Here is an 11,763-nt window from a genome sequence, read left to right as displayed (position 1 = left end):
TGGATCTGGTGTGTGCCCGGGCCGGTCAGCCGTAGACGATGCGGCGCAGCTGGCGGAGCGAGAGCTCCGGCGGCGCCACGGCGCGGTGCGGCAGCTCGGCCGCGATCCGCTCGAAGATCTCCGTGTTCGCCAGGCCACCGGACTGCAGCTCACGGTGGCGGCGGCGGACGAATTCCTCGGTCTTCTCGTCGAAGTACGCCAGCACGTCGAGTACCACCCGGGCCGCCTCACCGCGCTGGAGCGCGGTGCTGCGCACCAGGTGGTCGATGAGGTCGTCGTGGGACGAGCGCCCCGACTGGCGATGTTCGAGCACCCGTAGATATTGAGGGGTCGCCGCCTGTGATTGCAAGAATCCTGCCCGATTCCGGGCAGTAAGCGGTCACGGGGGCCTCACAGGCGCTTCAGAACGGCCTGCTTGGCGGTGGTGAACTCCTCGTCCGTCAGTATCCCGGCCTGATGCAGCTCGCCGAGCTCACGCAGTCGGCGCAGCAGCACGTCGTGATCGTCGCCGCCGGGCGCGGCGACGACGGGTGCGGCCTCGGCGGGAGCGATCCGGGCCGGGGCGTACGGGTGCGGCATGCGGGCCGCCACGGCAGCTCCGACGAGTGCCATCAGGGGGTCCTTGCGGAAGCCCCAGAGCTCGACGGCGTGCGGGTCGTACTTGGGCGGGGCCTTGGTGGGGGCCTTGGACACGGCGAAGCGGAGGTAACCGTTCTCCAGACCGGCCGAGGGCAGCCACTCGACGGACTCCACCTCCTCCAGGGCGAGGGTGCGGGCGCCGCCGGAGGACTTGGACTCCTCGGTCTTCCAGTTCCACTCCAGGCGGATCCGCTCCCCGTCGAAGGTGGCGGTGCCGTCTCCCGCGCCGACGGTGATCGGCAGGGCGGGGCCCGGCAGGAGATAGCTGTCGACGGGTCCTGTCCCGACCTGCTCGAGGAGCAGGGCGTTGCGGACCTCGTCGACGAAGTACTCGGCGACGCCGGTGCGGTCGTTCTCGACGGTCAGCCGGTAGGGGTCGGAGCCGTCCTCCAGCTTGCCGCCGGTGATCTGGAGGAGCGGGTCGGCGCCGTTGCGCAGGCGCAGCCGCAGCCGTCCGGACTTCTTGCCCGGCTCGAAGGAGATCCCGGCCAACGCGCCCAGCGGTACGGCGACTTCGCCGAGGGTCTTGCGCAGCAGGCTCACGCTCTTGTCGTTGCCGGGCACGATGCGCACTGTGTCGCCGTCGAAGGCCCAGGTGCCGTCCTTCTGGATGATCTCCGCCATGCCCGCGATTCTCGCATCGGGGGGTGGGGTACGGGGGTCGCCCGGGGCGAGTTGGGCGGGGTAACCCCGGCGGGGTCTGGGCCGGGGGTCCGGGGGTTGTCCCCCGGGATGGCGCAGTCGCCATGCGGGGATTCTTTCACCAGCGGCTTGAGGGAGTGGTCTACACCTTGACCTCAACTGGGGTGCGCGGTACGCATGATGACTGCCGGTCGGTTGTTCAGCACCACAGTCGCGACGCCCGCTGAAGGGACCCAGCCTGTGAGACAGCCAAGAGCGTTACCCCGACTGTTCGGCTCGCTGCTGCTCGTCGCCGCCGCGGGCATCGCCGGAATCGGCGCCGGACCCGCACCCGTCCAGCCCGCTGCCGCCCCGCGGCAGCTCGGCCAGATCGTCCCCGCGCCCGCCTCCGTCCACCCGGGCGGAGCCCCGTACACCCTCACCCCGCTGACCCGTATCCGCGCCGACCACCATTCCCCCCAGGTGCGCCGGATCGGCGCCTATCTCGCCCGGCTGCTGCGGCCTTCCACCGGCTACCGTCTGCCCGTCACCCACGACCGCGGTCCCGGCGGCATCCGGCTGCGGCTGAGCTCCCACGAGCGCGCCCTCGGCGACGAGGGCTACCGGCTGGAGTCGTCCCCCGGCTCGCTCACCCTCACCGCCCGCAAGCCCGCCGGGCTCTTCCACGCCGTGCAGACACTGCGCCAGCTGCTGCCCGCCGCGGTCGAGAAGGACACCCGGCAGCCCGGCCCCTGGCAGATCGCCGGCGGCACCGTCACCGACACCCCGCGGTACGCCTACCGGGGCGCGATGCTCGACGTCTCCCGGCACTTCTTCACCGTCGACCAGGTCAAGCGCTATATCGACCAGCTCCCGCTTTACAAGATCAACAGGCTGCATCTGCACCTCTCCGACGACCAGGGCTGGCGGATCGCCGTCGACTCCTGGCCGCGCCTGGCCACGTACGGCGGCTCCACCCAGGTCGGCGGCGGACGCGGCGGCTACTACACCAAGGCCCAGTACAAGGAGATCCTGCGCCACGCCGCCTCGCGGTATCTGGAGGTCGTCCCCGAGATCGACATGCCGGGGCACACCAACGCCGCGCTCGCCTCGTACGCCGAGCTGAACTGCTCCGGCGTCGCGCCGCCCCTCTACACCGGCACGGACGTCGGCTTCAGCTCGCTGTGTGTGCCGAAGCCCGTGACGTACGACTTCCTGGACGACGTCGTACGGGAGCTCGCCGCACTCACCCCCGGCAGGTACCTCCACATCGGCGGCGACGAGGCGCACTCCACCAGCCACGCGGACTATGTGGCGTTCATGGACAAGGTGCAGCCGATCGTCGCCAAGTACGGGAAGACCGTGGTCGGTTGGCACCAGCTGACCGGCGCGACCCCGGCGAAGGGTGCGCTCGCCCAGTACTGGGGTCTGGACGACACCAGCAACGCGGAGAAGGCACAGGTCGCCAGGGCCGCGCGGAACGGCACCGGGCTGATCCTGTCGCCCGCGGACCGGATCTACCTCGACATGAAGTACAACAAGGACACTCCGCTGGGCCTGGACTGGGCCGGATTCGTCGAGGTGCGCCGGTCCTACGACTGGGACCCGGGGACGTATCTGCCGGGCGCGCCGGCGTCCGCGGTGGCGGGGGTCGAGGCGCCGCTGTGGTCGGAGACGATCTCGACGAGCGACCACATCGAGTTCATGGCGTTCCCGCGGGTGGTGGGGGTGGCGGAGCTGGGCTGGTCGCCGGCGTCCACGCACGGGTGGGAGGCGTATCGGGTGCGGTTGGCGGCGCAGGGGCCGCGGATGGCGGCGCTTGGCATCGACTTCTACCGCAGCCCGCAGGTGCCGTGGCCTTCTGGCTGAGCGGGGGCTGACCCCCGGCCCCCCGCGCCTCAATCTCCCCCAGACTTCGTCCGAGGGGGACCCCACGGGGCTTGATTTGCCCGGGCCGTTGTCGGGGCTCCGCCCCGAACCCTCCCCCTACGCCCTGTGGGCGTGGGGGGACCCCCACCCCTCAATCGCCGGAGGGGCTGAAATTCAGCACGTCCGGCGATTGAGGACACGCCCGCAGGCGTCCGGGTTCGGGGCGGAGCCCCGCCCCGCTCAGTGCGCGAACCGCGCGATCGGGTTCTCCAGCGTGCCGACCAGTTGCAGCGCGCCCGACGGATCCGCCAGGTCCACCATCTGCTCGTTGTTGCGCAGCTGGAGCCGGTTCAGGCAGGAGAGCGCGAACTCGTCCGCGAACATGTCGTACTGACTGAACTTGTCCGCGAGATGCGGCACCGACTCCTGGTACCCGCGGACGCTCTCCGCCACCGTCCGCCAGAACGTCTCCTCGTCCAGCCGCCCCTCCGACACCAGCACCGCTCCCAGGAAGCGGAAGAAGCAGTCGAAGACGTCCGTCAGGATCGACAGCAGCTTCATCGGTTCGGGCACGTCCGCGCGGATCCGCTCGACCGCCGGTGGCAGCACCGCGTCCGGGTCCATCACCGCTATCTCCTCGGCGATGTCCTTGAAGATCGCCCGCTGGACCGTGCCGTCCTCGCCGATGACGAGGATGACGTTCTCGCCGTGCGGCATGAAGACCAGGTCGTACGCGTAGAAGCTGTGCAGTACGGGCGTGAGGTACGCGTCCAGATAGCCACGCAGCCACTCCACAGGGCCCAGGCCCGACTCGTCGATCAGCGCGCCCGCGAACGACGCGCCCTCGTGGTCCACATGCAGCAGCGATGCCATGGTCGCCAGCCGCTCGCCCTCCGACAGCTGCGGCACCGGGCTCTCCCGCCACAGCGCGGCGAGCATTTTGCGGTAAGGGGAGTAGCGGTCGGTCGCCCGCTCGTACTGGCGGTGGTGGTAGCCGATCGCCGCCCGCTCCTTGATGATCGAGAAGCGGGCCGCCCTGAGGACGTCGTCGCGCTCGATCAGGCCCGCGAGCCAGTCGTTGATCGCCGGGGTCGCCTCCATGTACGCGGCCGAAAGGCCGCGCATGAAGCCCATGTTGAGGACGGACAGCGCGGTCTTGACGTAGTGCTTCGCCGGGTCGCTCGTATTGAAGAAGGTGCGGATCGACTGCTGCGCCAGATACTCGTCGTCGCCCGTGCCCAGGCAGACCAGACGCCGCTGGGCGACCTCGGCGGCGAAGGTGACGGAGATCTTGTTCCACCACTGCCAGGGGTGGACGGGCAGCAGGAAGTAGTCGGCGAGGTCGAGGCCCAGCGCGCCCAGCTGTCCGCCGAAGCGGGCCAGGGCCGCCTCGCCGAGTTCGGCCCGCACCAGCGAGTCGTAGTCCAGTCCGGCGCCCGATGTGAAGGTGGCGCGGTCGCGGTGGGCGGCGAGCCACACCAGGCGGACCTCGGCGGCCGTCTCGGGGGCGTACGAGAGGTATTCGTGCACCCCGAAGCCGAGCCGGCCGTTGTTGGCGACGAAGCAGGGGTGGCCTTCGGTCATGCCCGTCTCGATGGCCTGGAACCCGGCCGTGGCCAGTTCGGCGGATGTCACCGGCTTCTTGGCCAGTTTGTACGCGGTGCCGGAGAGCGTGGAGGAGATCTCCTCCAGATAGACCGGCAGGATCGTCTCGCTCAGGCCGAGCGAGGTGCGCAGCTCGATGAAGAAGTCCAGCGCGTCCAGGGGCTGGTACTCGCCGTCCCGGTGCCGGGTGATGGAGTCGGCGGGAACCTGCCAGTGGTCGAGCGCGAACCGGCGTGCGGTGAAACGGTATTCGGTGGCGGAGTCGTCGCTGAGGACCCGGTAGTGGTCCTCGCCGAGGGACTCCGGGACCAGCAGCCGCTCGTGCGAGAACTCCGCCAGCGCCTTGCGTATGAGCAGCCGGTTGGCCTTCTCCCACAGCTCGGGCGTCAGATGCGATACGGCGCCGGACAGGGTCATGCCGTCACTCCTCGTGCTGTCTCGAACTGGGCGCGGGTGCAGAAGCTCAGCAGGGCGTCCTTCTCCGGCTTCTTGATCTCTCGTGCGGGTACGAAGCCGACGGCCTCGTTGAGCGCGTGCACGGCCTTGTTGCGCACGTCCGGTTCGACGACGACACGCTCGGTGGCCGGGTCGGCGAACAGCGTCTCCATCACCGCGGTGATCACGGCGCGGGTGAAGCCGTGCACGGGGGTGTCGGTCGGCGCGACCAGGAAGTGCATCCCGACATCGCCGGGCTGGGCGTCGTACAGACCCTTCAGCTCCACCTCCGCCGGGTTGTAGCGCTCCATCAGGAAGACGGGCACTCCGTCCTTCAGCCCGATGAAGGCGTCGTGGTGCTCATGGGCGGTGATCGCCATGTACTCGCGCTCGACGTCCTCCAGTTTGGCGTCCTGCATCAGCCAGAAGGCGGCCTTGGGGTGGGTGACCCACCCGTGCACCAGCTGGGCGTCGGCAAAAGGGTCGAGGGGGCGGACAGTGAAGGTCATACCGAGAACTCCTGGAACGCGATGGACTTTTCGACGGGGTAGTACTCGCGGCCCAGCAGCTCGCCGATGATGTAGGCGTTGCGGTACGCGCCCATGCCCAGGTCGGGCGAGGTGATGGAGTGCGTGTGCACGCCCGCGTTCTGCAGGAAGATCTCGCGTCCGGCCGTGTCGATCGTGTAGTTGCGGGCGACGTCGAAGCGGCCCTGCCCGTCCCAGCGGATCCGGTCGCGCACCGGCTGGAGAAACTGCGGGGTGACGTATCTGTAGCCGGTGGCCAGGATCAGGCCGGAGGTCTGCAGCTCGAAGTCCTTGCCCTGCTCCTCCTGGCGCAGCCCCAGGGTGTAGAGCCCTGCCTGGTAAGTCGCACTGTGCAGAGCCGAGTTGGTCAGCAGTCTGGTCGGGACGGGACCCTTGAGGTTCTTCTGGTAGAGCAGATCGAAGATCGAGTCGATCAGCTCCCCGTCGATGCCCTTGAACAGGCCCTTCTGCTGCGACTCCAGGCGGTAGCGGGTGGCCTCGGGCAGCGCGTGGAAGTAGTCGATGTACTCCGGAGACGTCATCTCCAGCGTCAGCTTGGTGTACTCCAGCGGGAAGAACCGCGGGGAGCGCGTGACCCAGTTGAGCCGGTAGCCGTGCACGTCGATCTCGGAGAGCAGGTCGTAGTAGATCTCCGCGGCGCTCTGCCCGCTGCCGACGAGGGTGATCGACTCCTTCTGCTGGAGCGCCTCCTTGTGGTCGAGGTAGCGCGAGTTGTGCAGGAAGTCGCCGCCGAGGCCCTGGCAGGACTCGGGTATGTACGGCGGGGTGCCGGTGCCCAGGACGAGGCGGCGGGCGCGGAACCGCTCGCCGGCCGTGGTGTGGACGACGTACAGCTCGTTCTCGTACTCGACCCGTTCGACCGTCGTGCTGAAGCGGACGGAGCTCAGTTTGGCGGCGGCCCAGCGGCAGTAGTCGTTGTACTCGGTCCGCAGCGGATAGAAGTTCTCGCGGATGTAGAAGGAGTACAGCCGTCCGGATTCCTTCAGATAGTTGAGGAAGGAGTACGGGGACGTGGGGTCGGCGAGGGTGACCAGGTCCGACATGAACGGCGTCTGGAGGTGAGCGCCTTCCAGGAACATGCCCGAGTGCCACTCGAAGTCCGGCTTGGACTCCAGGAAGAGGCCGTCCAGTTCGTCGATCGGCTCGGTCAGGCAGGCGAGGCCGAGGTTGAAGGGCCCGAGCCCGATGCCGATGAAATCGAGGGGCTCAAGAGACTCACGGGGCTCAAGAGGCGTGGACAAGGTTCTCTCCCAGGTACTGCTCGGCGTGGCCGGCGATCAGATCGAGTACGGCGGCGATGTCTTCGGTCGTCGTCTCGGGGTTGAGCAGGGTGAACTTCAGGTACTGGCGGCCGCCGACCTTCGTCCCGGCCACCACCGCCTCACCGGACGCGAACAGCGCCTTGCGGGCATAAAGATTGGCCCGGTCGATCAGCGTGGGGCTGGTGACGGCCTCGGGGATGTAGCGGTAGACCAGCGTCGACAGCTGCGGCTGGACGACCACCTCGTAGCGCGGGTCGGCAGCCAGCAGCTCCCAGCCCGCCCCGGCCAGGTCGCACACCTCGTCGAAGAGCTGCCCGACGCCGTCCGCGCCCATCACGCGCAGCGTCATCCACAGCTTCAGCGCGTCGAAGCGGCGTGTGGTCTGCAGGGACTTGTCGACCTGGTTGGGGATGCCTTCCTCGATGGTGCGCCGCGGGTTGAGGTAGTCCGCGTGGTATGTGGCATGGCCGAGCGTGGCCGCGTCCCGCACCAGCACGGCGGACGAACTCACCGGCTGGAAGAAGGACTTGTGGTAGTCGACGGTGACCGAGTCGGCGTGCTCGATGCCGTCCAGGAGATGGCGGCGGCTGGGGGAGGCCAGCAGCCCGCAGCCGAACGCGGCGTCCACATGCATCCAGGTCCCGTACTGCTCCGCCAGCTCGGCGATCTCGGGCAGCGGGTCGATGGAGCCGAAGTCGGTGGTGCCGGCGGTTGCCACGACCGCCATCGGGACCAGGCCCTCGCGCGAGCAGCGCGCCAGCTCGGCGGCGAGTGTGACGGTCTGCATCCGCTTGTTGCGGTCGACCGGGATCGAGACGACGGCCTCACGGCCGAGGCCGAGCAGGGTCGCCGACTTCTGCACGCTGAAGTGGCTGCACTCGGAGGTGAAGATGCGCAGTTTTCCGAGGTCCGCCGTCTTGGCCTCCTCGCGGGCGAGCAGCAGCGCCTGGAGGTTGGACTGGGTGCCGCCGCTGGTGAAGACGCCGTCGGCGGCGGCGCCGAGGCCGATGCGCTGCGCGGTCCAGTCGATGAGGCGGCGCTCGATGAGGGTGCCGCCGGCGCTCTGGTCCCAGGTGTCGAGCGAGGAGTTGACCGCGGAGAGCACCGCCTCGCCGAGGACGGCCGGGATGACGACCGGGCAGTTGAGGTGGCCGAGGTAGCGGGGGTGGTGGAAGTAGACGGCGTCCTGCAGATAGACCCGCTCCAGCTCGTCGAGGGCGGCGGAGGCGTCGCCGAGCGGCTGGTCGAGGTCGACCGCGGAGATCACCGGAGCGAGGTCGTCGGCACTCACGCCGGTGAACGGCCGCCGGGTTGTGGCGAGTCGGTTCGCCACCCGCTCGACTCCTTCGGTCACGGAGCGCCGGTAGCTCTCCGCCGTTACGTCATTGAGCAGGTGCGAGCGCATGGCAAATGTCCTCCGGACAAGCGAGGGGGGCGAGGGGCGTGAAGTAAGGTTAGCCTAACCTAAGTTACTTCACCAGTGGACCCTCGCCCCCTCGGGGCACGGCGCTCCTGCCGTGGTTCACATGTCGGAGGACTCTTCTGTCGCGGCTTCCTCGCGCAGGCCGTCCTCGCTCACACCGCGCCGCCAGTAGCCGACGAACGTGACGCGGCGGCGGTCGAGTTCACGCTCGCGCACCAGATGACGGCGCAGCGCCTTCACGCTGCCAGACTCGCCCGCGATCCAGGCGTACGGAGTGCCTTCGGGCAACTCGGCCCCGCTGACCGCCTCCAGGGCGGAAGGCGCGCCTTCGTCCCGTACGAGCCAGGTGATGCGGGCGTCCGCCGCCGTCTTCAGGTCCTGGCGGTCCGCGGCGTGCGGCACCTCCAGCCAGACCCGGGCCTGCGTCCCGGCGGGCAGCCACTCCAGGATCGCCGCGGCGGCCGGCAGGGCCGTCTCGTCGGCCCAGATCAGCACCCAGTCGGTGTCCTCGGGCGGCCGGAAGCGTACGGCGGTGTTGTCGGCGATCGCGGGGCCGAGCACCATCACGCGGTGCCCGGGCGCGGCCTGTTGGGCCCAGCGGCAGGCGGGCCCGACGCCCGCCGCGTCAGCGGCTGATGTCGCAGTGTGGAGCGCGAAGTCGATGTCGACCTCATCGGGGTCCCGGCGCTGCTCCCGCACGGTGTACGAGCGCATCACGGCCCGTACGTCGTCGGGCAGCGCGCGCCAGGCCGCGAATATCGCACTGCCGTCGCCCGCGTCCACGGGCACGACCGGGGCCTGCTGGCCCGGTTGCGGCAGAAACAGCGAGAGGGACTGGTCGCGGCCTCCGGCGGCGAAGTCCTTGAGGTCCTCTCCCGCGAAAGTGATGCGGACCATGGACGGGCCGAGCCGCCTGGTCCGTACAACCTGCAGGTCGAAGAAGCGGAACGGGGCGAGCTCGACCGTCGTCGTCATGGTCAGGCGACCTTCTTCGCGGTCTCGATGGCCTTGGCCAGGTCCTCGAGGATCGGCGCGCACTTGTCGTAGGAGTAGATCGGCTCGGTGACGCGCGGGATGACCTGCCCCGCCTTGACGGCGGGCAGCCCGGCCCAGGTCGGCTTGGACTTGAGCGAGTCGGGCTGCAGGGTTCCGGTGCGGTTGTCCAGGATGATGAGGTCGGCGCCGTACTTGCCGGCGTTCTCCCAGCTGAGCTCCTCGAAGAAGCCCTGTGCGTTCGGCTTGGGCTCGACGAATTTCACGCCCAGCTCCTGGAAGTACAGGGTGTCGGCGGACATCTTCGGCACGGAGACATAGAACAGGTCCTGGCTGCCGGATCCGATCAGCACCTTGATGTCCGGACGGGCCTTGGCGGCGGCGCGCAGCCGGGCCGCGGCCTTCTCGAAGCGGGCCTTGGCATCGGCCGCCTTCTTGCCCTTGACGTCACCGCCGAGCGACTCGGCAAGCTCCGCGTGGCGCTGCAGGGCCTTGGCCATCGTGGTCTCGGCCGCCCACAGCAGAACGCTGGGGGCCAGCTTCATGATCTTGTTCTTGGACTGCGGCGGGACGTACCACGGGTCGTCCTTGGCCCACATGTTGGTGATGAGCAGCTCGGGGTTGAGCGCCGCGTACTGCTCGATGTTGAACGTGCCGTAGACGTTGCCGAGGATGGTGACCTTGGTGATGTCGAGGTCGCCGGCCTGGACGTCGGGCTTGTCGTCCTTGGTTTTGGTCGGGCCGAACACCCCCTTGACCTCGACGCCGTAGTCATGGAGGGCGGCGGCGGTGCCGGTGAAGGCGACGATGTTCTTCGGCGTGGACTTCAGCTTCACGTCCGTGCCGCGGTCGTCCTTGAAGGACCAGGGGCCGGACTTCTCGGCAGACTTGCCCGTGCCGTCCTTGGTGTCCCCGCTGCCGCAGGCGGCCAGCACGGCGCCGAGCCCGAGGGCGCTGCCCGCGGCGAGCACGCCGCGGCGGGTGGGATGGGAGGGGCGGGCGTTGGGCATGATGATGTCCGCTTTCGTACGTGCCGGTTCGGCCACTGGCAGTTCGAGGATAGGTTAGCCTAACCTCACCTGCTGTCCAGTGGGCAGCCGGCAACCGAGCACGTCCGGTGGTCGGGGACCGAACCCGGAACGGGGACGACCCGAAGCCGGCCGTCCCCGTTCCTGCCCTCGGGCCGTATCAGCCCCTCGGCGGTCTCAGCCGGTCAGGCCCAACTCCCTGGCGATCAGCATCCTTTGCACCTCGCTGGTGCCCTCGCCGATCTCCAGAATCTTGGAGTCGCGCCACATCCTGGCCACCGGGTACTCGTTCATGAAGCCGTAGCCGCCGTGGATCTGGGTGGCCTCCCGGGCGTTGTCCACCGCGACCGTGGAGGAGTACAGCTTGGCGAGTGCCGCCTCCTTCTTGAACGGCTCGCCGAGCACCAGACGCGAGGCCGCGTCCCGCCAGCCGACCCTGGCCATGTGCGCCCGCATCTCCATGTCGGCGAGCTTGAACTGGATGGCCTGGTTGTCACCGATCGGCCGGCCGAACGCGTGCCGCTCCTTGGCGTACTTCACGGACTCGTCCACACAGCCTTGCGCCAGCCCGGTCGCCAGCGCCGAGATGGCGATCCGGCCCTCGTCGAGGATGCGCAGGAACTGGGCGTATCCACGGCCCTCTTCGCCCAGCAGATTTGCCAGCGGCACCCGCACGTCGTCGAAGGACAGCTCCCGCGTGTCCGAGGCATTCCACCCGACCTTGGAGTACGGGGCCGCGACCGTGAAGCCGGGGGTGCCGGACGGGACGATGATCGAGGAGATCAGCGGCTTGCCCTCGGGGGTGCGACCGGTGACCGCGGTGACTGTGACCAGTCCGGTGATGTCCGTGCCGGAGTTGGTGATGAAGCACTTCGAGCCGTTGATCACCCACTCGTCGCCGTCGCGGACGGCCGTCGTCCGCGTACCGCCCGCGTCCGAGCCGGCGCCGGGCTCGGTCAGCCCGAACGCGCCGAGCAGCTCGCCCGAGCAGAGCCGGGGCAGCCACTGAAGCTTCTGCTCCTCGGTGCCGAAGCGGTACACGGGCATCGCGCCCAGCGAGACACCCGCCTCCAGGGTGATCGCGACGGACGAGTCGACGCGGGCCAGCTCCTCCAGGGCGATGCCGAGAGCGAGGTAGTCGCCGCCCATGCCGCCGTACTCCTCGGGGAAGGGCAGTCCGAACAGGCCCATGCGGCCCATCTCGCGGACGATCTCGTACGGGAACTCATGGCGCTCGTAGAAGTCGCCGATCTTCGGCGCGACGACGTCGTGTGCGAACGCCTCGACGGTGCGGCGCAGTTCCTCGTGTTCAGGGGTGAGGCGATGGTCGAGCGACATTG

The 11,763-nt window shown here is 69.1% G+C and carries 10 protein-coding genes; 1 reads left to right on the top strand and 9 read right to left on the bottom strand.

The genetic code is table 11. The features are described from left to right. Positions 1-25 precede the first annotated feature (25 nt). Both ACI2LP_RS07305 and ACI2LP_RS07300 read right to left on the bottom strand, forming a co-directional pair. Positions 26-313 (bottom strand): hypothetical protein, encoded by a 288-nt coding sequence (locus ACI2LP_RS07305; RefSeq protein WP_404723548.1) that lies wholly within the window; start codon positions 311-313, stop codon positions 26-28. A gap of 77 nt (positions 314-390) precedes the next feature. Continuing rightward, positions 391-1,263 (bottom strand): DUF4429 domain-containing protein, encoded by an 873-nt coding sequence (locus ACI2LP_RS07300; RefSeq protein ID WP_404723547.1) that lies wholly within the window; start codon positions 1,261-1,263, stop codon positions 391-393. A gap of 198 nt (positions 1,264-1,461) precedes the next feature. On the opposite strand from ACI2LP_RS07300, the gene ACI2LP_RS07295 reads away from it, so the two are divergent. Continuing rightward, positions 1,462-3,129, top strand: coding sequence for a beta-N-acetylhexosaminidase (locus ACI2LP_RS07295; protein ID WP_404723758.1), 1,668 nt, complete (start codon positions 1,462-1,464; stop codon positions 3,127-3,129). A gap of 240 nt (positions 3,130-3,369) precedes the next feature. On the opposite strand, the gene ACI2LP_RS07290 is transcribed toward ACI2LP_RS07295, so the two are convergent. The 7 genes from ACI2LP_RS07290 to ACI2LP_RS07260 all read right to left on the bottom strand — a co-directional run bounded on the left by ACI2LP_RS07290 (position 3,370) and on the right by ACI2LP_RS07260 (position 11,761). Further along, the gene (locus ACI2LP_RS07290; protein WP_404723546.1) at positions 3,370-5,151 is read right to left on the bottom strand and encodes an IucA/IucC family protein; all 1,782 of its coding nucleotides are present in this window, start codon (positions 5,149-5,151) and stop codon (positions 3,370-3,372) included. Then, a complete protein-coding gene (locus ACI2LP_RS07285) occupies positions 5,148-5,678 on the bottom strand; it encodes a GNAT family N-acetyltransferase (RefSeq protein WP_404723545.1) in 531 nt (176 codons plus the stop codon). Before ACI2LP_RS07285 ends, ACI2LP_RS07290 begins: the two co-directional genes overlap by 4 nt. Continuing rightward, positions 5,675-6,958, bottom strand: a complete 1,284-nt coding sequence (locus ACI2LP_RS07280; protein ID WP_404723544.1) for a lysine N(6)-hydroxylase/L-ornithine N(5)-oxygenase family protein — start codon at positions 6,956-6,958, stop codon at positions 5,675-5,677. The genes ACI2LP_RS07285 and ACI2LP_RS07280 overlap by 4 nt, the downstream gene beginning before the upstream one ends. Beyond that, complete coding sequence (locus ACI2LP_RS07275) at positions 6,942-8,384, bottom strand: pyridoxal phosphate-dependent decarboxylase family protein (RefSeq protein ID WP_404723543.1); 1,443 nt, start codon at positions 8,382-8,384, stop codon at positions 6,942-6,944. Before ACI2LP_RS07275 ends, ACI2LP_RS07280 begins: the two co-directional genes overlap by 17 nt. 117 nt (positions 8,385-8,501) lie before the next feature. After that, entirely contained in the window at positions 8,502-9,377 is an 876-nt protein-coding gene (locus tag ACI2LP_RS07270; RefSeq protein ID WP_404723542.1) for a siderophore-interacting protein, read from the bottom strand. 2 nt (positions 9,378-9,379) lie between these two features. After that, entirely contained in the window at positions 9,380-10,405 is a 1,026-nt protein-coding gene (locus ACI2LP_RS07265) for an ABC transporter substrate-binding protein (RefSeq protein WP_404723757.1), read from the bottom strand. Between the two features lie 195 nt (positions 10,406-10,600). Continuing rightward, on the bottom strand, positions 10,601-11,761 hold the full coding sequence (locus tag ACI2LP_RS07260; RefSeq protein ID WP_404723541.1) for an acyl-CoA dehydrogenase family protein: 1,161 nt from the start codon (positions 11,759-11,761) through the stop codon (positions 10,601-10,603). Between the last annotated feature and the right edge of the window lie 2 nt (positions 11,762-11,763).

The organism is Streptomyces sp. NPDC019890 (assembly GCF_044903445.1).
Taxonomy (GTDB): domain Bacteria; phylum Actinomycetota; class Actinomycetes; order Streptomycetales; family Streptomycetaceae; genus Streptomyces.
The sequence above is the reverse complement of the archived record's forward strand: the minus strand, read 5'-3'. Positions and strand labels throughout refer to the sequence as shown.